We start from the raw sequence: 25,934 nt of genomic DNA, 5'->3' as shown, positions 1-25,934 counted from the left end.
ATACTGCGCAACACCATCAAACCACCTTTTTAGCAGTTCTTCGCTGTAGCCTTTTCGACAAAAGTGTGAATCAAACGGCCGGACAGGGTTTGTATGGGTGGTATGGCAGGCAGGGAGCTATAATGAAACCAGCCTGCCTCTTCGATTTCATTCGGGTCCAAGCACAGGCCTCCACCTTGCCACTCAGCCAAATATCCGATCATCAACTGCCCCGGAAAGGGCCAGGATTGACTGCCAACATACTCCAACGCACCTACTTTGAGCCCCACTTCCTCATACACTTCACGCACCAACGCCTGCTCTGCGCTCTCGCCGGGCTCTATAAAACCAGCAAGAGCTGTGTAGTTAGCGTTTCGGCGCGAGGCATGACGAGCCAGAAGACACTCGTCTCCCCGAGTTACCAGCATGATTACACAGGGGGAGATTCTGGGGTAGACAGTCAGATCGCAAGCGGGACAGGTACGAGCACGATCATTGGAGTGATAGATAGTTGGCGTGCCGCAACGACCACAAAATCGATGCTGGCTATCCCAATGTGAAATCTGCAGAGCCCGTCCGGCCAATGCGAACGTCGGCTCATCAACCAGAGTCAGCAAACTGCGTAAATTTCGCCACTCATAGCCAGCGATTTCGACCTGGCGAGACAAAACGTGTACACCACAGGCGCTGCCACTCAACTCTCCCAGGTAATGACTGGATTGAACAGCCCCTGCTACCAATACCTGAGCATCATGAAGGAAATAATCACCTCGGCAGAGAATCAGTCCATCAGCAATCAGGATATGCTGTGTAAATTCCGGAACTGCCCACACATTCCCTGCCGGGACAAACTTGTCTGCCAAGGAGGCCTCCTTAAATTATGCGGCCTCAACGGGATAACCCAGGGCGGTCAGGCTCTCTATGGCGAGACTGAGGGATTGGATATCGGCTTGCCTGTGCAATTTAACCTCACCCAGATAGTATTCGAGGCTGATAATAGCATCGGCAAAAATATCCAGAGATTGCTCTACTTCAGGGCCTGCGTCATGGCGATCGATCACAGTCTCAACAAAGTTAAGCAGGCCTTCAACTACGCCTGCCGCTCGGCTCAGGTTTAGAACAATCAAACCTCCGCGCACTGAGTTCAAAGTGGTGGAGACGTTGCGAATATGCCCATGATCAAAATCGGATTCTGCATAAGCTGCCAACGCTCTCTTAATCAGCGCCAAACCGGCCTCGGCCTCTTTAAGTACCGCCACTTCCGCCTCTGCCAGCTGGCTATGCTCAAAAGCAATATCCGCATGGCCGTATTCATCCAGATCAATAGAGGTACTCTGCTTGAGCGCCCTTACCGTGCTATCCACCATCAGCACCTGGCCTGTCAGTTTTTGCAGTGCGTTATCCGCAATGGAGCCCCCTGCACCAGCAGCACTCTGGTATTCAGCTACAGCACTGCGCAGACTCTCCCCTACCCGCTTAAAGTTAAGCATCTGCAATGTACCCGCAACTCTCTGCAAAGAAGTAGCGAGGCCATCTTCGGCATCCAGGGTGGAAGAATCAATTAACTCAGCGTCATCCAGCATCCGACGCACTCCTGACAGCTCTTCCTCCAAGGCATTAGCGACTGCCGTGATAGCTGTGGCGCCGGGACCACCGAGAGTAGCGCGCTCCCGCTCCAACTCCTCTTCGCTGTAATCCAGGTCCTCAGCGGAGAAAGCCTCCAGTAACTTGCCACCAAAGCCCCCTGGCTTGGAGAGGGTCAGCCAGTACAGGCACTCTTTTAACAGAATCGGGGGCGCAGGCTGGTCTAAAGCTGTATCACATTCTTTCTGCAGAGCCCTCAGCCAACGATCAAACATGCTGAAAACCATCACTCGGGAGCGACTGATGCGCATTTCCTGGGAGGCCATGCCCGCAAGTGCGGCACCTGCTACCACCCACAGACGTCCATTAGGGCGTCCCGTGGTGATACTCGCAATTCTCTCGAGGGCCCTTGACATCATTGTATAAGCCGGACCTCGGGGCTTACCGCGCAACAGTGCCAGCAGCCCGACCTGGTACATATGACGGAATCGACGGACAAAGCTCTTTAAATCTTCCGACATCACCGCAGATGCCCCTGTGCCTGGCACAGAGCCTTCAAGGTTACAGCGAAAGAAATGGCTTTCCGGCACCGGGGGCTGGGACCGAGCTGCGCGTAAATTATTGATGTAAGGAATCAGTAATTCCGGGCGGGCAATGGCACGGCTCTGTACAAAGTCCAGGTAGCGCCCCATGACGTAGAAGCCTGTGCCAAGCGCTTCCATCAATTCTTCCGAGGCTTTCTGGTTACCCTCCAAGACCCCGGTAAGCGCTTTAATTTTCTCTTGGGCAAGGAGTTCTGCGGCCTGGAGCTGCACTATCTGCAGCACCCCGCTGACCTGCCTGAGCGCAGCCAGGCTCTGTTCCAGAGCCTGCTTTTGGGAAGTGTCGGCAGCAAATTTATCTAAATGCGAGGCGGCATTATCGATGGTCGCTACCAACTCATCCTTCACTACATTGACAGAAGTGATATTGATCTTGCGCAATTCAGTCTTTGGCTGCACCGCTGCATTCTTCCTATAATCGAACAAAAAACAACCAGATCAGGATGATACTGGCCTCATTAAGGGCAATTTACCCCAATAAATAAAAGAGTCCACCTTTCGCCAAACAATTTCCACCGAATAATCGACAAATCGCTTGGTGCCTGTGGTGGAGCCCCTAAATTACTTGAATTTTCCGGAAAACCCAGTAGCGTTTGCTACTTTCAAGTTTAAAGCTGTACGTTTTTTTGAGTTAAAGAACAAAAACCAATCAATCAGTACACAATAAACCCGGGGTAGCACCACAGCGATAATTGAGCCCAGGTGTCTATTTCGCATACACCGCCAGCCCCCAAAAATTCCATTTTGACCCACACTAATGGGTTAACCAAGGAAGTAAATGATGAACACTTACAACAATACCATCGCGGCATCCGGCGGCGGATTTGGCCGCGCCTTTGCCGAAAATTTTCTCGGTGAAGCTCCTGATTGGTACAAATTAACGATAGCCGCCTTTTTGCTCCTCAACCCATTAATACTGTATGTGTCGGGGCCCTTTGCAACCGGCTGGGTACTGATTGGAGAATTTATTTTTACCCTGGCAATGGCCCTGAAGTGTTACCCGCTTCAACCCGGCGGACTACTCGCAATTGAAGCGGTATTAATGGGGATGACAAGTACGGATGCCGTTTACCACGAAGTGGTAGAAAATATTGAAGTTATTCTATTGCTGATGTTTATGGTAGCCGGCATCTACTTTATGAAAAGCCTGCTGCTATTTGTATTCACTAAAATTTTGATAAATGTGAATTCAAAATCACTGCTGTCACTACTTTTCTGCGCCGTCGCAGCGGTTCTGTCAGCATTTTTAGACGCCTTGACAGTAACTGCCGTACTTATCGCCGTTGCCGTAGGGTTTTACTCCGTGTATCACAGAGTTGCCTCCCAGCAACCCCACCACCACCATGATCACGACCACTCCAATGATGAAGGCGTGGTGGAATATCACCGCGAAGACCTGGATCAGTTCAGGGCCTATCTTCGCAGCCTTATCATGCACGGTGCGGTGGGCACGGCCTTAGGTGGTGTTTGTACCCTGGTAGGTGAACCACAAAACCTGTTAATTGCGGAAAAAGCCGGATGGGAATTTGTACAGTTTTTCTTGCAGATGGCTCCGGTAACCATCCCAACTTTTTTTGCCGGCCTGATTACCTGCTTTCTGCTGGAAAAAGTGAAGCTATTTGGTTATGGCGCCCAGCTCCCCAGTGCTGTGCGAGAAGTACTGGTTAACTTCTCTAAAGAGGAAGAGAAAAAACGTACCTCTGCACAGGTTGCCGAGCTGTGGATTCAGGGTATTGTCGCTGTGTTACTGGTACTCGCCCTGGCATTTCATGTAGCCGAAGTTGGCATAATCGGCTTGATGATTATCGTTTTACTGACGTCTTTCAATGGCGTCGTCCAGGAAGCCCGGATTGGTCACGCATTTGAAGAAGCCCTTCCCTTTACTGCACTGCTCGTGGTTTTCTTCGCAATTGTTGCAGTGATCCACCAGCAGCATCTCTTTGAGCCGGTAACCAACTTTGTGCTTGCACAAAAACCTGAGCAACAACCAGGATTACTTTTCCTGGCAAACGGCATCTTATCAATGATCAGCGACAATGTTTTTGTGGCGACGGTTTATATCAACGAAGTTAAGGCAGCCCTCACTGCAGGCGATATCACCCGGGAGCATTTTGATAAGCTGGCCATTGCAATCAATACCGGAACAAACCTGCCCAGTGTTGCCACCCCGAATGGACAAGCTGCGTTTTTATTCCTGCTGACTTCAGCCTTGGCTCCGCTAATACGCCTGTCTTACGGCCGCATGGTGATCATGGCTTTGCCCTACACCATCGTACTGAGTATTGTTGCTTTGATTTGTGTGATTTACGCAATCTAAGGAAAGGTCGCAATAGAGAGAACCTGAATGGGAGTCGGCTGGTCCGCTCCCACTCAGCAGAGTATCAAGGCCATTGAGAGTACTTACTCTCTGGCTTCTTACCAGAAATGTTTACCCGCTGATTTTTCCAGCAGGCCCAGCATAGATTGATGGGCTTCCGCCTCCTGTGGCGTAGCTCGAGCAACCAACAAAGGCGCCCGATCGGCAGATAGACGACGGATAGTTTCTCCGGGGGACTCTTTCTCCACCTGCTTGCCTTCCTCCCCCTCCTGAGAATCCCCTCCCTGTGCCAATACCAGATCAGTCTGGCCGCCGGTCATCATTAGATAGACGTCGGCGAGAATCTCCGCATCGAGCAAGGCGCCGTGCAAATCCCGTTGGGAGTTGTCGACAAAGTAACGCTTACACAGGGCGTCCAGGTTATTCTTCTGTCCAGGGTGCTTTTCCCTGGCCATTGTCAGGGTATCCAAAACCCCACAGTGCGCATTTACATTGCGCCAGCGCGGATTACCCAGAAGTCTCAACTCAGCATCGATAAAACCTACGTCGAAGGGTGCATTGTGAATGACCAGCTCTGCACCTTCGCAGAAAGTCATAAATTCTTCGGCGACCTGAGCGAATACGGGTTTGTCAGCCAGGAATTCATTAGTGATTCCGTGGACCTCAATTGCCCCGTCTTCCACTTGGCGCTGAGGATTGATGTACTGGTGGTAGTGACGACCAGTCAACTTTCGATTGACCAGCTCTACACAACCAATTTCAATAATTCTATGGCCGCTTTTTGGGTCGAGACCTGTTGTCTCAGTATCAAGAACCACCTGACGCATTTTTATTTTCTCCCTCAGGACTCCAGTTCATCGACACCGCGATTTGCCAACTGGTCAGCCCGCTCATTACCTGGATGACCCGCATGGCCTTTTACCCAGTGCCACTGCACCTCATGCTGTGAAACACTGTCATCCAACTGTCGCCACAAGTCCGCATTTTTTACAGGCTTCTTACTGGCCGTCTTCCAGCCATTCTTCTTCCAGTTATTTATCCAACCGGTAATTCCCTGCCGCAAGTACTGCGAATCGGTGTGCAAATCAACTTTACAAGGCTGCTTAAGAGCTTCCAAAGCTTTTATCGCAGCCAACAACTCCATGCGATTATTAGTAGTGTGAGCCTCTCCACCAAACAATTCTTTCTCCCGCTCGCCGTAAACCAACAAGGCTCCCCAACCGCCAGGACCGGGGTTACCGCGACAAGCGCCATCCGTATAGATAGTAATTTGTTTCAAAACTTACGCCAAAAGTAGAAATGAGGCCGATCTTAAGTGAAATCAGCGCTTTTGATGCTTCCCGCGCGCTGCGACGCGAGGGCTCGACGGGGTGGCAACCAGAGCGGGCTTTCTCTCGGCCCGCCAGTTAATTTTAATAGTGCGAACACGTGCCACTTCTTTGCGGGCGACTATGATGTAAAAGCCTCCCCAAGGCAAGTGCATCCGGGAACCGGCACGCTCCATCCAGGCCGTCTTGGATAGCAACTCCTTTTGCTGTAGCGGCAAGCGGAAGAATCCTCTATCTACCCTTTCAGCTTGCAGGTCCAGCAGGTTCATCCAGTCGGCAACACGCGCCGCTCTCAGTTGATTTCCACGCTGGTAGGCTCCCCTGGAAAACAACAAGCGGGACAGGCCTAGCAGGGAAAATGGATTGAACCCGATCAGCAGCATATGACCACCGGGTATCAATACCCTGGCCGCTTCCCGCAATACCTGATGGGGGTGACTGGAGAAATCCAGTAGGTGGTGCAGTAATACTACATCGATTGAATCGGATGGGAGTGGAAGCTGCTCGAACTCAACTACTGCGGCTCCTCCCTGCTCCGCTGTTGCCCCTAGACGAAAACGGTGATTGATACGACTGGAGGCCGCAAAGTCAACAGATTGAATCACGCTAGCCTGTAAAAGGTGGTAGCCAAAAAAGCCCTCCACTAGAGGTTGGGCTAACGCAAGTTGCTGAGAGAGAATTTCCTCACCCAGTGAACTGGAAAACCAATGGGACAGCGCCGGGCAGACCTTACCAAGAGGGGATGGCTCCTCATCATTACCAGGTCTGTACTTACCGGTCATCATATCTCCATAGATCTATTCGACTACGTTATTATCATTCTACACTCGGTTGATCCTGCCAGGACCTCACACTGAGTAGAACAGCCCTAATGCAACAATTCTCACCACTTTCACTCTTCCATGATATCGTTCTTCTATTCAGTGAGAAAACGACCCGACTATGCTATCCATCTCGCCAATTCCAGCCTTCAATGACAACTATATCTGGCACCTGCAAAAAGATGGTGAACACTGGGTAGTCGATCCCGGCGATCCAGAGCCCGTTGTAAAGGCTTTGCGAGGGGATAAGCTCACCGGCATTCTTATAACCCATCATCATTTTGACCATACTGGCGGCATCGAAAAGCTCTACCGCCTTCACCAGTGCCCTGTCTATGGGCCCGAAAGCGTGCCCGGTGTCACCCACCCAATCGCAGGCGGAACTTCCTTACAGATACTCGACATGCCCATCCAGGTACTCGCCGTTCCAGGGCACACTCTAGACCACCTGGCTTTGGTTTTGAATGAAACCACAGCTGCCGACGGGGAACAAATACACCTTTTTTGCGGTGATACTCTCTTTTCCGCTGGATGTGGCAGGTTATTCGAAGGCACTCCTGAGCAGATGTATCTCTCTCTACAAAAACTCAGCAAGTTACCTCCAGCAACTTTCGTTTATCCTGCACATGAGTACACACTCGCCAACCTGAGGTTTGCCCAAACGGTAGAGCCTGAGAACCAAGCCATTGCCACAAGGGTTTCCCAGTGCAAAGCGTTGCGAGCAAACGACAAACCAACTTTACCCTCAACCATCGCCCTCGAACTGGACACAAACCCGTTTCTTCGCTGCAGGTATCCAGAAGTCAGGCAAGCAGCAGCCCATTCAAAAGCGGATTTATTTAACGAAAACGATGAGGTTGACGTTTTTGCACGCTTGCGCGGCTGGAAGGATAACTTCTAAGCACCCAACTTCACCTAAACTCCCTCTGACTGGATGATAAACTACCAATTCGTATACTTTTTACCCGGCAATATTGACCGAAACTAATTTGCCTAATTAGAATCAAAAGTAATCGACCAAATGCCTGACGCTTTACCAATAATTGTTCTGATATGCGTCAGGATGAATTACAAGAAAGACTCGCGGATATCACACATGGTTCACAAGAATTTTGCCGTAGCATTATTAGCTGCTGCGGTAGGAGCCTGCTCGCAATTACCGGAACAGGGCTCTGCGCCCGCAACTGAAAATATCCCTGCAGAGGAAACCTCTGTCGCGAGTGACCCTGTTGTTAAAAAACACGAACCCACAAAGGCCGCCCCTCCCCCCGTGGACATCTGGGCCCGACTGCGCCAAGGGTTCGCTTTGGATCATCACACCAGTGATCCGAAGGTAAAGGAATATATTGCCTACTTCGCCCGCAATGAGGGCTATATGGCTCGGGTAACCGAGCGCTCCCGTCGCTATATTTTCCATGTTGCCGAACAGCTGGAACAGGCAAACCTGCCCCTTGAACTGGCATTGCTGCCTATTGTTGAAAGCGCCTACGACCCCTTCGCCTATTCCCATGCCCGGGCTTCCGGTATGTGGCAGTTTATCCCGGCTACCGGTCGCTCATTTGGACTCGAGCAAAACTGGTGGTATGACGGACGCCGCGATGTCCATGAATCCACCCAGGCTGCTGCAAAGTATTTCAACTACCTGCACGATCGCTTTGATGGGGACTGGGAGCTGGCACTCGCTGCTTACAACGCCGGTGAGGGAACGGTTCGCAGAGCCGTAGAGCGCAATCGTCGCAACGGGCTTGGCACCAGTTATTGGGATCTCAAACTGCCGCGGGAAACCAAGCGCTATGTACCCCAGTTGCTGGCTCTGGCCGAGGTTATATCCCGCCCGGACCATTACAAAATCCCACTGCATGATGTCTCCAATGAGCCCTACTACGCCCGTGTCGATGTAGGCAGTCAGATCGATCTGGCCCAAGCTGCAGAACTTGCAGAAATTGAGATTGAAGAGCTGTACCTACTGAACCCAGGCTATAACCGCTGGGCAACCGACCCCAACGGAAACCACCAACTACTGATTCCAATAGAGACCCAGGAAAAGTTTGAGAGCGCCCTGGCACAACTTCCCAAGGAAGAGAGGGTAAGCTGGCAGCGCTACACCATTGCCCGAGGCGACACTCTTTCCACTATCGCTCGCCGCTACCAGACCACCGTGGGAGCGATACGCGAGACAAACAAACTGCGCAACAATAATATTCGCGCCGGTAAAACACTGTTAATCCCCAGCGCATCGGGCCCTGCGGGACAGTATGCCTACGCACTCGATCAGCGAGTTAAACGCAAGCAGTCTTCCGGCAAGGGCCAGAAAGTTAATTACACTGTACGCCCTGGCGACAGCCTTTGGGGGATTTCACGCAAGCTGGATGTGACCGTAAAGCAACTGGCCAGCTGGAACAGCATGGCACCGGGAGACACCCTGCGCCCTGGGCGCACCCTGGTAGCTTACAGCGGCTCCCCCGCAGCATCAGAGAACAACCGCACTACCCGCAAGGTTTCTTACCAGGTACGTAGCGGTGACTCTCTATATCGGATAGCCAATAAATTCAGTATCGAAATCGATGATATTCTCCGCTGGAATAAAATAAACAAGTCCAAGTATTTACAACCCGGACAGCGCTTAACCTTATTTGTGGATAGTGCCAGCAACACTTAAAGCGCGCACTTCCCTACAGGGAGTTAGCCATAAAAAAACCCGGCAATTGCCGGGTTTTTTTTATGGCTCGATAACAACCGTTACTCGGCAGAAGAGGTCAGGTCGATTTTTGCCTGATCGGACAAGTAGCGCTGGATAGCCGCTAACTCGGCCCCGCCATTTACAGAGGCCAATTGCTGCATCAGTGCCTGACGCTGCTCTTTGCTCTGCTTGGACAGTTCGCCCGGGCGCACGCTGCGCAGGTCGAGAACTACCAGGTCACCATTATTTGTAGCGAAGCTGGTCACTTCATCTTTGCCTGTAGATGGTGCAGGCAATGCAAATGCCTTGGCATTAATCTCGCCGCGCTGAGCAAAACCTCCGCGACGAGTTTTATCACTGGTCTCCAGGGTTAAACCTTGCGCTTCCGCCAGCTCTGCAAAACTGGTACCAGTAGCGAGTTTCTCTTTTAGCTCTTCCGCTTGCTTAGCCAATTGCTCACTGGCCTTATCACGCTTCAAACGGTCAACAATTTGCTGGCGAACCTCTTCCAGAGGATACGTACCCGCGGGCTTAGAGTCGGTGACCCTCAAAACGACAGAGTGCTCGTTGTTCAAATTGATCACATCTGAAGTATTGCCATCCTCTTTCACTTCCGCAGAGAAAGCAGCTTCAATTACCTGCCCGTTAGAAAGCACACCAGATGCGCTCTCGCGAGAAAACAGATTGGCAGTCTTCAGGGGAACACCCAACTCTTCAGCGGGCTCAGCCAGGTTATCTGCGTTGTATGCCAGGTCGGCAAGCCGGGACAAGGCATCAACAAACTCGCGCTCGGCAACAGATTCACGCAGTCGATTTTCAATCGCCACCTGTCGCTCTTCAAAGCTCGGTGGCTCACTCTGTTCCACTTCCAGCAGTTTGATAAAGTGAGTTCCACTATCAGTGGTCACTGGAGCAGAAACCTGCCCAACTTCAAGTGCGGCCAAGGCCTGCTCGAATGCCTCTGGGAATACATCACCCGTGGTGTAACCCAACTCACCACCTTCCTCCGCAGAGCCTACGTCTTGGGAGTAAGTCTTTGCCAACTCGGCAAAATCTTCGCCGGCATCCAGTTTGCCCTGAATCTCAGCAATCTTTTCTGCGTCAGCTTCTTCAAGCAAAATATGTGCAGCGCGACGACGAAGTTTCGATTCGAATCCTGTCAGCTCTTGCTCGTACTGAGCGCGAATATCGCTTTCAGAAATATCAATGTTACCGGCAAATACTTCAGGAGTTAGCTCGATATACTCAACCGCCACCTGCTCCGGACGCTGGTATTGCCCTTGATTCTCTTGATAGTACTGTTCTATCTCAGCATCCGAAACCTGAGTCTCTGCTAACAGGCCTTCAACCGGCATCACCACGTAATCAAAATCACGTTCTTCCATAGAGGCCGCAACAATTTGTTCTGCGTCCGCCTGGGTAGTAAAAGCACTTTCAACCACACTGTTTGCGTACTGCTCCAGCGCCATATCATTTTCCATAATCTGGCGGAAGCCTGCGGGGCTATACCCCATACGACGCAAAGCATCGCGGTACATTTGCGGATCAAAACTGCCATTCACCTGAAAAGCCGGGATTCCCACGATCGCTCTATCGACCGCCGCAGAGCTCATCACCATACCGCTGTCCTGGGCGGCTTGGCGCATTACAGCACTGGAAACCAACTGGCGTAAAACTGGCTCACGCAACTGCTCATCGCTGATTAAATCAGCGGGCACATCTTCGCCGTACTGACTAATGATCATATTGCGGCGATTTTGAATTGCGCGCTGCAAATCCAGGTTTGTAATTTTTTCGCCATTAACCTCGGCTACCGCATCGGCAGCACCTCCACTGGCACCGGTGAAGAAATCAATTCCCCCAATGACCATAATAAAACCGAAAAAGGCTGCGACAATAATCGCGGCTGTCCCTTTCAGGTTGTCACGCATGGACTGAAGCATGCTCAGCTCCGAAAATTAATTGTTTTAACTGCTATCAGATACAAAAAAGGCGTATCCCAACTGACACGCCTCTTTGACAATCAGACTCTTTTACAAAGTCTCAAAGCCTGCTGAAAACTTAGTTTACAGCGTCTTTCAGGGCTTTACCGGCCTTGAAGTTAGGAATTTTTGCCGCTGCAATTTCAATAGGATCGCCAGTGCGAGGATTGCGGCCAGTACGGGCTGCACGCTCTTTAACAGCAAAAGTGCCGAAGCCTACGAGAGCAACCTGATCACCCTTTTTCAGGGCATCAGTGATGCTATCAACCATTGCGTCCAAAGCACGGCCAGCTGCTGCTTTTGGAATATCTGCAGATGCGGCAATTGCTTCAATCAGTTCGGACTTATTCACGCTTAATCCCTCTGTTCTTTTTAAATATGCTTCGGGTGGTCTACAAAAGACACCCATACTTTAAATTTTTTAGCCTTCGGCAATTTACGCGCCGGGCAATAAGCCCCGTTTTATACCAACTGCCCAGAAGCGGGTCAAGGAACCATGCGGGTTTCCGGGCAGATGCACACTTTTCAAGCAGCGTATATAGCCTGATTGGCGAAGTTTTGGCCTTGCAAGTTGTAAAGGGGCGACAAAAGTCACCCCTTTACAAGAGTCAGTGAGTTTGGATTCCGCGCTGCGAGCGCTCCTCTGCCTTTTTCTGTAAGGCGGAATACTCTTCATCAGACAGGGATTCAGGCTTGTGCTCGAGTGCCAGCTCAAGTACCTGATCGATCCACTTGACGGGCCTAACTACCAAGTCCTGAAGAATATTATCGGGAATATCCTTCAGATCTCGTTCGTTATCAGCAGGAATCAGTACAGTTTTTATACCGCCCCGATGCGCTGCCAACAACTTTTCTTTAAGACCACCAATTCTTAAAACTTCTCCACGCAGAGTAATTTCTCCGGTCATCGCTACATCTGAGCGCACGGGAATATCCGTTAACACAGACACCAAAGCGGTGCACATGGCAATACCCGCCGATGGGCCATCCTTGGGGGTGGCACCTTCTGGTACGTGGATATGAATATCACGGGTCTCGTGGAAATCCGGACCTATTCCCAGCGCTTGAGAGCGCGAACGCACTACCGTCAAGGCCGCTTGAATAGACTCCTGCATAACATCGCCGAGGGAGCCGGTTTTGATCATGCGCCCTTTACCCGGCACAGCTGACGCCTCAATGTTAAGAAGCTCACCACCCACCTCGGTCCAGGCGAGACCGGTGACAATTCCGATTTTGTCCTCTTCCTCTGCACGGCCAAAATCAAACTTGCGAACACCGAGAAGCTCTTCAAGTTGCTCTGGCTGTATTACAGCCTTCTTCTCTGAAGGATTGCGAACGTGCTCGGTTACTACCTTGCGGCAGATCTTGGCAATCTCCCGGTCCAGGCCACGCACACCCGCTTCACGGGTGTAGTAGCGGACAATATCTCGAATACTGTCATCGGAGAGATCCAGCTCATCATCTTTAAGACCGTTGGCTTTGCGCTGCTTCGGCACAAGATAGCGCTGTGCAATATTCAGTTTTTCGTCCTCGGTATAACCAGGGATTCGAATAACTTCCATACGGTCCAGCAATGGACCTGGAATATTCATCGAGTTAGAGGTGCAGACAAACATCACATCGGAAAGGTCATAGTCCACTTCCAAATAGTGGTCATTGAAGGTTTTATTCTGCTCTGGATCCAAAACCTCAAGAAGCGCTGAGGCGGGATCGCCGCGCTGATCCATCCCCATTTTGTCGACCTCGTCGAGCAGGAACAGGGGATTCTTCACTCCAACTTTCGAAATTTTCTGAATCAGCTTGCCCGGCAGTGAGCCAATATAAGTGCGTCGATGCCCGCGGATTTCAGCCTCATCACGCACGCCACCCAGAGCCATACGTATATACTGGCGATTTGTTGCTCGAGCAATGGATTGACCAAGTGAAGTTTTACCAACTCCCGGCGGCCCGACCAGACAGAGGATCGGACCCTTCACTTTCTTCACACGCTTCTGAACAGCAAGGTATTCCAGAATCCGCTCTTTAACTTCTTCCAGGCCGTAGTGTTCTTTCTCAAGAATTTCCTCAGCTTTTATAAGGTCGTGTCTTACCCGACTGGCTTTCTTCCAAGGCAGGCTTAACATCCAGTCGATGTAGCTGCGCAAAACCGAAGCTTCCGCAGACATAGGCGACATCATCTTTAATTTTGCCAGCTCGGCGCGGGTTTTTTTCTCCGCTTCTGCACTCATGCCGGATTCGGCAATCTTGTTTTCCAACTCTTCAATTTCATTGGGCTCTTCGGTGATCTCGCCCAACTCTTTTTGAATCGCTTTCATCTGCTCATTGAGATAATACTCGCGCTGGCTTTTCTCCATTTGCTTCTTTACGCGCCCGCGAATGCGTTTTTCCACCTGAATCAGGTCGATTTCGGCATCCATCAGCCCCAGCAAATGCTCCAAGCGTTCCTTTACGCTAACAGTCTCCAGAAGTTCTTGCTTCTGAGCCAGCTCGAGGGACATATGAGCAGAAATGGTATCCGCCAGGCGGCCGGGCTCATCGATTCCCGACAGGGAGGTTATTACCTCATTGGGCACTTTTTTACTGACAGAGACATACTGCTCAAACTGGGACATTACAGAGCGTACCAGGGCATCTGCTTCGCCTTCAGGTAACTCCTGAGTCTCCATCGCTTCCACTGTCGCTTCGAAGTGATTATCCCTCTCCATCACTTCGTGGATATTTACGCGTTCACCTCCCTCTACCAGTACCTTCACGGTACCGTCGGGAAGCTTGAGCAACTGCAGGACACTGGCAATGGTGCCAACGCGATAGATATCATCTGCGCCAGGGTCATCCTCAGATGCCTTTCGCTGCGCCACAAGCAATACCTGCTTATCCCTGCGCATGGCTTCTTCCAGAGCCTCTATGGACTTTTCCCTGCCCACAAACAACGGGATCACCATATGGGGGTAAACAACAACATCGCGCAATGGCAACAACGGATATTCAAGTGTGGTGTCGGATGACTGATCCATAGAACTCCTCTCGGCCCTATCACTGGGTATTTGGCGCGGCATCATGCTGCTGTTGGAAATGACAGCTTAACCTGGGCCACCGCCCTTCAGATGCTAGTAATGGGGGGGAAGGGCCCGAAATACAAGTCTAATCTCGCGACCAATTTGTGCCGAGTTCATAGTGCGAATCAAGCCAGGAATGCCAAGATAAGCGATCAGGTGCCTGCGTAATCAGAAAATGCTATAAAAAAAGCCCCGATATTGGGGCTTTTTAAGGTGGGCTTTGAGCTACTCTTCCGGCGCCGCTTTCTGCGGCTGGGATTCACTCTCATAGACCAGAAGCGGAGCAGACTCGCCTTTAATGACCGCTTCGTCGATGACTACTTTCACTACATTATCCGTAGATGGTATGTCGTACATAGTCTCTAACAGTACAGATTCCATGATCGAGCGCAGGCCACGGGCGCCAGTCTTGCGCTCCATTGCCTTGGTGGCAACCGCATCCAGTGCATCGGGGCGGAAGTCCAACTCAACATCTTCCATCTCAAACAGTTTTGCGTACTGCTTGGTCAGGGCGTTGCGCGGTTCAGTCAGGATCTGTACCAGGGCCTCACGATCCAGCTCCTCCAGAGTGGCAGTCACCGGCAGGCGTCCGACAAACTCGGGGATCAGGCCGTAGCGGACAAGATCTTCGGGCTCCAGGTCACGAAGGATCTCACCGAAATTACTGGTGCCGTCCTTCGACTTAACCTCAGCGCTAAAGCCAATACCGCCTTTCTCTGAGCGATCGCGGATGACTTTGTCCAGGCCAGCAAAAGCTCCGCCACAAATAAACAGGATATTAGAGGTGTCGACCTGCAGGAATTCCTGCTGCGGATGCTTGCGTCCGCCTTGCGGTGGTACCGATGCTACAGTGCCTTCGATCAGTTTCAGCAACGCCTGCTGTACACCTTCTCCAGATACATCGCGGGTAATTGAAGGGTTGTCTGATTTACGCGAAATCTTGTCGATCTCATCGATGTAGACGATACCCTGCTGGGCTTTTTCTACATCGTAATCACACTTTTGCAAAAGCTTTTGGATAATGTTCTCAACATCCTCACCCACGTAACCCGCTTCGGTCAAAGTGGTTGCATCGGCAATTGTGAAAGGAACATTGAGCAGGCGAGCCAGGGTCTCGGCAAGCAGGGTTTTACCACTACCGGTAGGACCAACCAGCAAAATATTGGATTTACTGAGCTCTACTTCATCCTTTCCTTTCACACCAGACTTGGTGCGCAAACGCTTATAGTGATTGTAAACAGCGACCGCCAATACACGCTTGGCTCTCTCCTGCCCAATCACATACTGATCGAGGATCTCAGTAATCTCACGGGGTGTCGGCAGGCGCCCTTCGGGCCCCTCCGCAGTCTCTTGCACTTCTTCACGAATAATGTCGGTACACAACTCGACACACTCATCGCAGATAAAGACTGACGGCCCAGCGATTAACTTCCGCACTTCCTGCTGGCTCTTGCCACAGAAAGAGCAGTACAGCAATTTTCCGCTGTCTTCTCCGCTGCTTTTGTCGGTCATCAAAATACTCCGTCGTCACTGGCCGGCCAGGGCCTTAAATTCAGCTTACTCAGCAAGATGCTGCCTTTTGGCGTAATTTTCAAGTCCCCCGGAAAGCCAGTCTATAAAAAAACCAGCTTTTGCAAAAATCCGCCTCTGGCAAGCTTTTTTCGTAGAAAAATCTACTTATCGAAAGCTTGTCGGCGAGACAGCACATCATCGACCAAGCCATATTCCTTGGCTTCATCGGCACTCATAAAGTTATCCCGCTCCGTATCTCTCTCGATATCACTGACTGGACGTCCAGAATGGTGTGCCATCAATTCATTCAAGCGATGGCGAATCTTTAGAATTTCCTGGGCGTGAATATGAATATCACTCGCCTGCCCCTGAGCACCACCGCTGGGCTGGTGAATCATTACACGGGAGTTAGGTGTTACGAAGCGTTTACCTTCAGCACCTGCTGTCAGTAAAAAGGCACCCATGCTACAGGCCTGCCCGATACACATAGTGCTGACATCCGGCTTGATAAACTGCATGGTGTCATAGATAGACATGCCGGCAGTTACCGAACCGCCCGGTGAATTGATGTACAGGTGAATATCTTTATCCGGATTCTCAGCTTCAAGGAACAGCAGCTGAGCAACAACCAGGTTGGCCATATGGTCTTCTACAGGCCCGACCAGAAAGATCACACGCTCTTTCAACAAACGGGAATAAATATCAAATGAGCGCTCACCCCTGGCGGTTTGCTCTACCACCATGGGGACTAAGCCGGATGCTGAGGGCTCTATTGAACCTTTTGGAAAATCAATTCGTGCCATAGGTACCATTGCTTCCTTTTGTGGCGTATTCGGCAGGTCAGCGAATAGGCATCGTTGCCCATGCTGAAAATTTGGTTTTCAGAGCTTAACCGGTCAGGCGAGAGAAAGCCAGCCGGTAAAAAGGAAGGAGATGTAGGGGCGTCACGCTTGAGCAGACGCCACCCCACACCTGATTGAAGTGAGAGATTAGCCTTGCTTTTGCGGCTTAATCACTTCGTCGTAGCTGCTGTCAACTTCAGATACTTTAGCTGAAGCCAGTACGTGATCAACAACCTGATCTTCCAGCACAACAGACTCAACACCAGAGAGCAGTTCGCGATTGCTGTAGTAGTAATCAACAACCTCTTGTGGCTGCTGGTAGGTAGAGGCCAGCTCTTCAACTTTTGCCTTTACACGATCTGCGTCAACAGAAATTTCGTTCTGCTTAACGATTTCACCAACCACCAAGCCTAGAACTACGCGGCGCTTGGCCTGCTCTTCGAACATAGTGTCAGGGAGCATACGCTCTGCATCTTCAGCCTTAATCTGACCACCAAACTGCTGAACCATCTGACCACGCAGAGTAGTTACTTCGCTGGCAACCAGAGCGGAGGGCAGCTCTACCGGATGCTTCTCGAACAACTGATCCATAATCTGGGTCTTGACTTTGTTCAGAGCCGCATTCTTCAGCTCGCGCTGCATGTTATTGCGAACTTCCTCGCGGAACTTCTCTTCGCCACCTTCCTGAACACCGTAAGCCTTGAAGAAATCTTCGTTCAGCTCGGGGAGCTCAGGCTTCTCAGAGGAGGTTACTTTAATGTTAAAGGTAACTGCAGCACCGCGAAGCTCTTCTGCCTGGTAATCTTCCGGGAAGGTCAGATCGAGATCTTTCTCTTCACCAGGCTTCATACCCTGAATGCCTTCCTCAAATCCGGGGATCATCTGGCCGGAGCCCAGCACCAACTGGTGCCCTTCGGCCTTACCGCCTTCGAACTCTTCACCGTCTTTGCGGCCAACAAAATTGATAACAACACGATCACCTTTTTGCGCTTTACGCTTGGTGTCTTTCCAGGAGGACTGCTGCTTGCGCAGAACATCGATCATGTTCTTAACGTCTGTATCAGTAACTTCTGCGACAGGGCGCTCTACAGTAATCTCAGCAAGATCAGAGAGTTCAACTTCAGGGTAAACTTCGAAGGTCGCTACGTATTCGAGATTTTCGCCAGCAGCAGTCTGCTTAGCTTCGATGCTGGGCTGACCAGCAGGCTTAACCTCTTCCTTCTGTACAGCTTCGTAGAAAGAACGGCTCATTACCTCACCCAGAACTTCCTGACGAACGCCAGCACCAAAACGCTGACGAACAACTTTCATCGGCACTTTGCCTTTGCGGAAGCCGTTGATGCGAACAGTCTTAGCAGCCTGCTGGAGGCGTTTGTCCACTTCTTTGTCGACGATTTCCGCCGGCAAGTTGACCGTTAAGCGACGCTCCAGACCGGAAGTAGTTTCGATGGAAACCTGCATGTTTATCCTCGTGAGACTATCTCTGTAATCGCGCCGCAGCGCCAACGAATACCGGGTCGCCGAGACTTAGCCAGCAACCTCGTGGGCGCAGCATCAAAACATTATTTTGAGCTGCCGCCAAATACACAAGAAGCCCGCACCCACCCCTCCAGGGCAAGTCACACGGACTTCAAGGCTTTTAATTTGGTGGGGACGGGGAGACTCGAACTCCCACACCTTTCGGCACCAGAACCTAAATCTGGCGTGTCTACCAATTTCACCACGTCCCCAAATCGAACCTGCCGCTAACTCTTTGATATTTAAGCGCTTTCGCTACTTTTTCAGAGCCTATCGCGACAAGGGGTGCAGATTGTGCCACAGCATTTTGAGGGCTTCAACACTTTACTGAACACTTTCCTCACAAAATAAAAAAAGGCGCCCCAAAGGCGCCTTTTTCGGGATCTAACTAGGTTAGACTCGCTCTACGACAGTGGTAATACCCTGCCCCAGACCGATACACATAGTGGATACACCCAGGTTGCCACCTTCATTTTGCATAACACTCAGCAAAGTACCGGTAATACGCACACCAGAGCAACCAAAGGGGTGGCCGAGAGCGATAGCGCCACCGTACAGGTTGACCTTCTCATCCATCTGTTCAAGCAGATCCAGATCCTTCAGCACTGGCAACGCCTGGGCCGCAAATGCCTCATTAAGCTCAAACTTGTCGATATCGCCGACAGTCAGGCCCGATCTCTTGAGCGCTTTCTTGGTGGATGGTACCGGACCGTAACCCATGATGGATGGATCAACACCAGCCAGCGCCATCTCTTTCACTCGAGCAATAGGAGTCACACCCAAAGCCTGAGCGCGCTCAGCGGACATAACCAGCATCACTGAAGCACCGTCGGTGATCTGGGAAGAAGTACCGGCAGTCACCTGGCCATGCTTGGGATCGAATGCCGGCTTCAGCTGGGCCAGACCTTCGACGGTGGTGTCGGGACGGATGGTTTGATCAGTCTCAACCAGGAAAGGCACGCCGTCATCGTCGTGACCTTCAATGGCAATAATCTCGCGATTGAATTTGCCAGCTTTGGTAGCTTCGGCAGCACGGTGGTGAGAGCGAGCGCCGAACTCATCCATCTGCTGACGCTGGATACCGTGCATCATTGCCAGGTATTCAGCAGTCATGCCCATGGAGCCGGCAGCTTTGGCCATATAGCGGCCCAGCATTGGGTTGGGGCTGACATGCTCCATCATGTTCAGGTGACCCATGTGCTCAACACCACCCACAACGTACACATCGCCAACGCCAGCCTGGATGTTGGCAGCTGCAGTATGCAGGGAGGACATAGAGGAGCCACACAGACGATTGACGGTCTGGGCTGGGATGGTATGCGGCAGGCCAGCGCGCAGCAGGATAAAACGAGCTACGTTGAAGCCCTGCTCGTCGCGCTGCATAACGCAACCCCAGATCAGGTCATCGATCTCAGCGGGATCGAGCTTGTCATTGCGCTGCAGGAATTTTTTCAGCAGCTCAGCAGACATATCGTCGGCGCGAACATGGCGGTATACACCATTCTTCGAGCGACCCATGGCCGTGCGCGCGTAGTCGACGATTACGGCATCTCTAGGATTTAAACTCATCGCTATTCTCCTTACTTGTCGCCGTAGTAGGTTTTGCCACTTGCGGCCATTTCACGCATGCGATCGGTCGGCTTGTACAGCTCACCCAGATCGGCGTACTTATCGGCAATCTTCACGAACTCATCCAAGCCGATGCTATCCAGCCACGCAAAGATTCCACCGCGGAATGGAGGGAAGCCAATGCCGTAGATCAGTGCCATATCGGCTTCAGCCGGGGAGTCGACGATACCCTCTTCCAGGCAACGAGCCAGCTCGGTTGCCATAGGCACCATCATGCGCTCAATAATTTCGTCTTTTTCGAACTCACGACGCTCAGCTACATGCGGTTTCAGCAGCTCGTAGGACTCTTCGGTAGCCACTTTCTTCGGGCGACCTTTTTTGTCCTGCTCGTAGTTGTAGAAGCCTTTGTTGTTCTTCTGACCGTAGCGACCCGCCTCATACATTACGTCGGAAGCCGCAGTGAAGTTTTTACCCATACGATCAGGGAATCCTTCAGCCATTACGCTTTCCGCGTGAACACCGGTATCAATACCGACAACGTCCATCAGGTAAGCTGGGCCCATCGGCCAGCCCCAGCGCTCCATAACCTTATCAACGGCCTGGAAATCAGCACCATCGCGCACCAGCATGGAGAAACCAGCAAAGTAAGGGAAGAGAACGCGGTTAACCAGGAATCCAGGGCAGTCGCGTACAACGATGGCCTTCTTGCCCATCTTGTTAGCGTAGGCGACAACGCGAGCTACAGCGGTGTCGGAAGTCTTTTCGCCACGAATAACTTCAACCAGCGGCATTTTGTGCACTGGGTTGAAGAAGTGCATACCGAGGAAGTTTTCCGGGCGGGAAAGCGGCTCTGCCAGGTGATTAATGGAGATGGTGGAGGTGTTAGAAGCGATTACGGTATCTTCGCTTACCTTGGTTTCCACTTCTTTCAGTACAGCGTGCTTCACCTTGGGGTTTTCAACTACAGCTTCCACAACAACGTCGATATCGTTGAAGCCGTCGTAACTCAGGGTCGGCTCGATGCGATTAAGTACTTCACCCATTTTCACCGGAGTCAGGCGCTTGCGATCAACCAGCTTGGACAGCAGCTTATTCGCTTCATTCAGACCGAGGTCGATACCCTTCTGGTCGATATCCTTCATCTTAATTGGGGTGCCTTTGTAGGCGGACTGGTAGGCGATACCGCCACCCATGATGCCAGCACCCAATACTGCAGCACGCTCAATCGGCTTATCGGCTTTCTTCTCCCAACCCTTGGCAACCTTGCTGATTGCCTGGTCTGCCAGGAACAGCCCTACGAGAGACTTTGCAGTGCCAGTCTGCGCACAGAAAATGAACTTCTCTTGCTCAATTTTCAGCGCTTCGTCGCGGGTCAGCTTATAACCTTGCTCGATAGACTCAACCGCAGCTACTGGGGAAGGGTAGTTTTTACCCGCCTGCTGCCCCACAAAAGCCTTGGTGGTAAAGAAGGCCATCAGCGCTTCAGTGTCATTCAAGGGAATCGGGGATTTCTTGGTCTCGCGACTGGCCTTGTAATCCAGTTCGCCATTGATGGCGCGCTCAAGCAACTTGATCGCAGCATCTTTAAGCTTATCGGTAGGAACTACAGCATCAACTGCGTGAGCCTCCAGCGCTGAGGCGGGCTTCTGCTCTTTACCCGCTGCAATCCACTCAGCGGCAACGTCAACACCCACCACTCGCGGCAGGCGAACAGTACCGCCCCACCCAGGGATCAGACCCAGCTTAACTTCGGGAAGGCCAACTTTGGCTTCTTCACCCATCAGGCGGAAGTCACAGCCCAGGCACACCTCAAAACCACCGCCGAGTGCGTAGCCATTGATGGCCACCGCGGTCGGAACCGGCAGGTCTTCCAGGCGGTTAATATTTTCGTTGTTCTGATTCATCAGATCTGCAACACCCTCTGCACCCGCAGAGAAAGCATCGCCAAACTCAGTGATATCAGCACCAACTATGAAGACGCCTTTACCACTGGTCAGCAGTACGCCTTTCACACCGTCCGCTGCCTCGATAGCATCCAGCGCTTGGGAGAATTCAGAAACCGTCTGGCGGTTAAATTTATTGACGGATTCGCCTTGCAGGTCGAATTTGAGCTCGGCGATGCCGTTGTCCAGCATCTGTACCGTGAGCGCTTTGCCACTAAATAACATTGATTGACCTCTTTTATTCTGGGCCGTGATCCTGGGCCCGGGGTCGGAATTTTTGTGCAACCACGGGCCGTACCGCAAGGTGCGGTGACACTTTGGCCCAATATGGTCAGCCGTAGTATAGCCAGATTCAAACGATTGTTTGAATACTATTTCTTACAAATGGAATGGCACCAAAGGTGCGGAAGTACAGAAATTCGCCAGATCGACGAATAGCGAGAAATTGAAGCGGGGCTAGTCTATCTCGGTTTATGCCGCTTTATCAGCTATCTGGCACAAACTTCCTCTTTTTACCAACCGATCAGGAGGAGGACTCATCTACAGAGGCCGCCCTATAGGCCGGCGTCATGGCACTGATAACCACACAGTCACAATTGCCAGAATTTCGGAAGCGATGAGGGCGCTGGGCATCAAAATAGTATCCATCCCCTGCGCTTAGCAAAGCAAAGTCAGAGCCGACAGTCACCTCCAGGTTGCCACTGACAACCACCCCGCCAATCTCCCCTTCGGCAGGCTCCAGAGAAAAACCGGAGTCCTCCCCAGCGGGAAACACCTTCCACAAAAGCGACATACCGGAATTTGCCATTGCCCCTTCAAATAAACGACAGGACACAGCACCGCGACCGATATCAGGCACCTCACTTCCGCGAAAAAAAATTTGCTTTGCGCCCGATATTTCCAAGGAAAAAAAATCGGTTAGCGACATAGGAATGGCGCCTAATATTTTCTTTAGGGAGCTTACAGAAGGACTAACCTTTCCCAGTTCAATAAAAGAAATTGTTGCGTTGGTTACTCCAGCCCGTCTTGCCAACTCCCTCTGTGAGATACCGTAAATGTGGCGCACCACTTTCAAGCGGGCGCCAACATCCCCTTCAGGATCATCCATGTTCCCCATTAGCTCCTTTTGTGCAATCTCCCCTCAGGTAAAAATCACCACAATTGAGGTGTTATTTGAAAGCCAATCACACCATATCTTCAAAGGGATTTCCATTTGGCAGTTTCACCGGCGGCATTCCGGGCAGGCATATTTCTTCTTCTGAGATAGCAATCTCGCTTTCATTGATCATGCCCTCACCAAATCGATAAATAACATCAAGATCACCACGAGAAGCCTTGGCGTTGTATTTTTCACTCTGCTCTACAACCTTCTCGTTGAATACTTGAGACGCCGTAATCGCGGGCTTGCCATGACGTTTTTCCATCATTGATTTTGTAATCTGGGGAGACAAGATTGTTGCCGTCGCATTATTGCCGCCAAAACCTTTTGAGTTCAGGAACGCAAGATCCAGCGCCCCACGCCCCCTGTCGGTATGCTCGAGGGAGATATCCAGATTCTTACAATGAACATCGTCAGCGATACGATCGACAGTGGTTACTCCGGGAAGTATTCCCCGATCAAACACACCCAGCGCCGTGACCAATTGATCCCCGCTAGCCGAGGCAACGGTATGCCCTAAAAATGCCTTAACCGCACAAATGGGCCACTCTGTTATGCCAAATACGCCGGCTAAACGATCGAAAATTGCGGATTCAGTAACTCTGTTTTGCGGCGTACTGGAACCATGGGCCTGTATGAAACTGCGACGTCGCAAACTATCTTCACCCACAATTGCCCGAGCCTCCGCCATCGCTCTGGCCATCGTCAGGTAATTTCCGGGACCGGGCGCGGAGATGGATTTTTTTGTCCCATCGGCATTGGTAAACACGCCGGCAACAGAACCATATACCGAAGCGCCCAGCTCAAGAGCCAGAGCATCATCCATCAATATGACCCACTGGGTGCCCTCACCGAGAGTAAAACCACAATTCTCGCCAAATGGGCGACTGGTACGGCGGTAATCAACCTCTCCCGGAAACAGCTTGCGCAAATTCTCAGTGGTGGCGAGAGCACCCATCGTCGAGTAGCCATCAACAACCTCAGGAACCAATGGCGCCTCTGCCGCACCGATCACTGCGACTCTAGCCCTACCCGAGCGAATATCTTCCACCCCTGCGCGAAGGTTATACAGGAAGGTCGCACAAGCGCCCGCTACAGCGCCGGTAGAGCCAACATTCCCGAGAACATAGGCGTTAACAAAATCCGCAGGCATGCTGTTTAAACCCAACGCCAACTGCTTCGAGCTAACACGGCCACCGCGCAGGCGAGACTGCAATAAACCGCCGTTACCGAATGGGTCCAGCTGGCTCATGGCCGAGGCCGCATATAGCGAAATATTTCCCGGCCCAGCCGCAGACACAACAGTATCCCAGTCAATGCCCATTGACTGCACCGCATCTGAGGCACCCAACAGAGCCAGCTGCAAGCCTCTCGGGTGAAATCGAGAGTTGTATTTAGTCCCCGGCTCAAAGCCCGTCGGAAGCTGCCCGGCAGCCGCTACGGTAATTTCACGGTGACTATCCAGCATAACTGAGAGTTCAGTCGTGGTTACGCGAACCTTGCCACCCTGAACTGGCTCCAGTTGCCAATGAGGAGGTACTGGCTGCGGAAGCTGTCGAGTGGAAATTTCGAATGTCAAACCCTGGGGGTTAGCAAGATGGGCGGCCTGATGAAAGTGGCATTTGCGGTAATCGTAATAGCGACTCTCAAGTTCGCGCACCAGAGTACCGTCCAATACCTGTTGCTCCAAGGCAGGTTCCAACGCGCCTCCAGCATCGTCACCGGAGCGTAGGCCCATCAAGGCTGCCAGGTCGGAAAGAGTGCTATCCCGCTCCTCCTTGCCCAGCTTGTCCAGCACGAGGCGGGAGTACCCCCTATGGAAAGAACTACGTCCAGCAGGGTTGAATCCACCGAATGCGGTGATTACGGGAAGGCGCTGCATCCTGACCTCCAGCCAAGTACTTAACACTATAAAAATAAGAGATGGGAGTGTAGGGGGTGGCGAATCTGTCCAGTTATGGGCATACTGGCCAGCAAAATTGAGTGTTTTGGCCAATCGCGCAAGTGCGCACAGATGTGTAATGCGAATAGTAACTTTTCTACTTATCGACCAGATGCTGGCAACCGGTACCGTTCTCCCACTTGAAATGCTTCGTGGCGCAGAGAGCCGCGCCAGAGTGGAGGGCATTAAGAGCAGTCTAAAGCTGGTGACAGCAAGCTTAGATGGGGGGCCGGTTAATACTCGGTGCGGATTTACCCTTCAACCAGACGTCGCCCTGAGCGATGCACCAGATAGCGATCTGATCTATATCCCAACCATGTGGCGCAACCCCCGCCCCGCTCTCAAGCGAAGCGGAAAGATACTGGAATGGCTGCGCCGCCAGGAACAACAAGGAGCAGCTATCAGCGCAGTGGGTACCGGGGTCTGCTTCTTAGCAGAAGCGGGCCTTCTCAATGGCAAACCCGCCACCACTCACTGGCATTACTTTGATCAATTCAGCTCAGACTACCCAGAGGTGAAACTAAAGCGTCAGTATTTTATTACCCAGGCGGACAAACTGTTCTGTGCGGCCAGCGTCAATGCCTTAGCTGATGTTACGGTCCATATGATTCGCCAACTGTATGGGCCGGCTATTGCCAGCCATGTGGAGCGTAATTTCTCCCACGAAATTCGCCGGCCTTTTGAAGAAATAGCATACTCGGAAGGATCAGTTCACCTTCATCCAGACGAAGATATTGTACAGGCCCAAGCCTGGCTCAAAGAGCACTGCGACACCGAAGTGCGCCTCAGCGAAGTAGCACAGCTTTTCGATATGAGCGTTCGATCCTTCAATCGCCGCTTTAAACTTGCCACGGGGCAGACACCTTTACAGTACTTGCAAAATGTCAGGGTTGATATGGCACGTGAACTGCTTCAGTCAAGCAATCTCTCAGTTAATGAAATTGCTGAAAAAGTCGGCTACCAGGATATGGGGCACTTTACTGCGCTATTCAAAAAATTCCTGGCGACAACCCCCAGTGAATACCGCACTACAGTGCGAGCCAAACTATTCAGGGTGAATACTTAAGGCGCTTATGAATAATTCTTAAGATTCTGCACGA

General features: G+C 51.6%; 19 protein-coding genes and 1 tRNA gene. 4 read left to right on the top strand and 16 right to left on the bottom strand.

Going from position 1 to position 25,934, the window contains the following annotated elements:
* Window positions 1-29 precede the first annotated feature (29 nt).
* Both nudC and BTJ40_RS08495 read right to left on the bottom strand, forming a co-directional pair.
* Entirely contained in the window at window positions 30-842 is an 813-nt protein-coding gene (nudC, locus tag BTJ40_RS08500; RefSeq protein ID WP_108732673.1) for an NAD(+) diphosphatase, read from the bottom strand.
* A 15-nt stretch (window positions 843-857) separates the two neighbouring features.
* Entirely contained in the window at window positions 858-2,564 is a 1,707-nt protein-coding gene (locus tag BTJ40_RS08495; RefSeq protein WP_108732672.1) for a hypothetical protein, read from the bottom strand.
* A gap of 382 nt (window positions 2,565-2,946) precedes the next feature.
* Here BTJ40_RS08495 and nhaB point away from each other — a divergent pair, with 382 nt between their 5' ends.
* Window positions 2,947-4,482: a sodium/proton antiporter NhaB gene (gene nhaB / locus BTJ40_RS08490; RefSeq protein WP_108732671.1), complete on the top strand. Its 1,536-nt coding sequence runs from the start codon at window positions 2,947-2,949 to the stop codon at window positions 4,480-4,482.
* Between the two features lie 98 nt (window positions 4,483-4,580).
* Here the strand turns inward: nhaB and dnaQ are convergent, their stop codons facing one another.
* Genes dnaQ through BTJ40_RS08475 form a run of 3 tightly spaced genes read right to left on the bottom strand, consistent with a single transcriptional unit; the run spans window position 4,581 to window position 6,592 of the window.
* Window positions 4,581-5,309: a DNA polymerase III subunit epsilon gene (dnaQ, locus tag BTJ40_RS08485; protein ID WP_108732670.1), complete on the bottom strand. Its 729-nt coding sequence runs from the start codon at window positions 5,307-5,309 to the stop codon at window positions 4,581-4,583.
* A gap of 14 nt (window positions 5,310-5,323) precedes the next feature.
* On the bottom strand, window positions 5,324-5,761 hold the full coding sequence (gene rnhA, locus BTJ40_RS08480) for a ribonuclease HI (RefSeq protein WP_108732669.1): 438 nt from the start codon (window positions 5,759-5,761) through the stop codon (window positions 5,324-5,326).
* A 42-nt stretch (window positions 5,762-5,803) separates the two neighbouring features.
* Window positions 5,804-6,592, bottom strand: a complete 789-nt coding sequence (locus BTJ40_RS08475; protein WP_108732668.1) for a class I SAM-dependent methyltransferase — start codon at window positions 6,590-6,592, stop codon at window positions 5,804-5,806.
* Window positions 6,593-6,752: 160 nt separating this feature from the next.
* Between BTJ40_RS08475 and gloB the strand changes: the two genes are divergently transcribed.
* Both gloB and BTJ40_RS08465 read left to right on the top strand, forming a co-directional pair.
* A complete protein-coding gene (gene gloB / locus BTJ40_RS08470) occupies window positions 6,753-7,532 on the top strand; it encodes a hydroxyacylglutathione hydrolase (RefSeq protein ID WP_108732667.1) in 780 nt (259 codons plus the stop codon).
* Window positions 7,533-7,727: 195 nt separating this feature from the next.
* Window positions 7,728-9,290 carry a LysM peptidoglycan-binding domain-containing protein gene (locus BTJ40_RS08465; RefSeq protein ID WP_108732666.1) on the top strand — a complete coding sequence of 521 codons (1,563 nt, stop codon included), beginning with the start codon at window positions 7,728-7,730 and terminating at the stop codon, window positions 9,288-9,290.
* 80 nt (window positions 9,291-9,370) lie between these two features.
* On the opposite strand, the gene BTJ40_RS08460 is transcribed toward BTJ40_RS08465, so the two are convergent.
* The 11 genes from BTJ40_RS08460 to BTJ40_RS08410 all read right to left on the bottom strand — a co-directional run bounded on the left by BTJ40_RS08460 (window position 9,371) and on the right by BTJ40_RS08410 (window position 24,774).
* The gene (locus BTJ40_RS08460; RefSeq protein WP_108732665.1) at window positions 9,371-11,254 is read right to left on the bottom strand and encodes a SurA N-terminal domain-containing protein; all 1,884 of its coding nucleotides are present in this window, start codon (window positions 11,252-11,254) and stop codon (window positions 9,371-9,373) included.
* Window positions 11,255-11,372: 118 nt separating this feature from the next.
* Window positions 11,373-11,702: an HU family DNA-binding protein gene (locus BTJ40_RS08455; RefSeq protein WP_255422880.1), complete on the bottom strand. Its 330-nt coding sequence runs from the start codon at window positions 11,700-11,702 to the stop codon at window positions 11,373-11,375.
* 199 nt (window positions 11,703-11,901) lie between these two features.
* Entirely contained in the window at window positions 11,902-14,307 is a 2,406-nt protein-coding gene (gene lon / locus BTJ40_RS08450) for an endopeptidase La (RefSeq protein ID WP_108732664.1), read from the bottom strand.
* Between the two features lie 267 nt (window positions 14,308-14,574).
* On the bottom strand, window positions 14,575-15,861 hold the full coding sequence (clpX, locus tag BTJ40_RS08445) for an ATP-dependent Clp protease ATP-binding subunit ClpX (RefSeq protein ID WP_108732663.1): 1,287 nt from the start codon (window positions 15,859-15,861) through the stop codon (window positions 14,575-14,577).
* Between the two features lie 161 nt (window positions 15,862-16,022).
* Window positions 16,023-16,664, bottom strand: a complete 642-nt coding sequence (clpP, locus tag BTJ40_RS08440; protein WP_108732662.1) for an ATP-dependent Clp endopeptidase proteolytic subunit ClpP — start codon at window positions 16,662-16,664, stop codon at window positions 16,023-16,025.
* A gap of 186 nt (window positions 16,665-16,850) precedes the next feature.
* Window positions 16,851-18,164, bottom strand: coding sequence for a trigger factor (gene tig, locus BTJ40_RS08435; RefSeq protein WP_108732661.1), 1,314 nt, complete (start codon window positions 18,162-18,164; stop codon window positions 16,851-16,853).
* 184 nt (window positions 18,165-18,348) lie between these two features.
* Window positions 18,349-18,433: transfer RNA gene (locus BTJ40_RS08430), tRNA-Leu, on the bottom strand.
* Window positions 18,434-18,614: 181 nt separating this feature from the next.
* Complete coding sequence (fadA, locus tag BTJ40_RS08425) at window positions 18,615-19,790, bottom strand: acetyl-CoA C-acyltransferase FadA (RefSeq protein ID WP_108732660.1); 1,176 nt, start codon at window positions 19,788-19,790, stop codon at window positions 18,615-18,617.
* A gap of 11 nt (window positions 19,791-19,801) precedes the next feature.
* The gene (fadB, locus tag BTJ40_RS08420; protein ID WP_108732659.1) at window positions 19,802-21,958 is read right to left on the bottom strand and encodes a fatty acid oxidation complex subunit alpha FadB; all 2,157 of its coding nucleotides are present in this window, start codon (window positions 21,956-21,958) and stop codon (window positions 19,802-19,804) included.
* A 298-nt stretch (window positions 21,959-22,256) separates the two neighbouring features.
* On the bottom strand, window positions 22,257-22,841 hold the full coding sequence (locus BTJ40_RS08415) for a helix-turn-helix domain-containing protein (protein WP_108732658.1): 585 nt from the start codon (window positions 22,839-22,841) through the stop codon (window positions 22,257-22,259).
* 76 nt (window positions 22,842-22,917) lie between these two features.
* Complete coding sequence (locus BTJ40_RS08410) at window positions 22,918-24,774, bottom strand: beta-ketoacyl synthase (protein WP_108732657.1); 1,857 nt, start codon at window positions 24,772-24,774, stop codon at window positions 22,918-22,920.
* Window positions 24,775-24,913: 139 nt separating this feature from the next.
* Here BTJ40_RS08410 and BTJ40_RS08405 point away from each other — a divergent pair, with 139 nt between their 5' ends.
* The gene (locus BTJ40_RS08405; protein ID WP_108732656.1) at window positions 24,914-25,900 is read left to right on the top strand and encodes a GlxA family transcriptional regulator; all 987 of its coding nucleotides are present in this window, start codon (window positions 24,914-24,916) and stop codon (window positions 25,898-25,900) included.
* Window positions 25,901-25,934: the final 34 nt, after the last annotated feature.

Origin of the sequence: Microbulbifer sp. A4B17, assembly GCF_003076275.1 — a bacterium.
Lineage (GTDB): Bacteria > Pseudomonadota > Gammaproteobacteria > Pseudomonadales > Cellvibrionaceae > Microbulbifer.
This window is presented reverse-complemented; position numbering and strand designations above follow the sequence as displayed.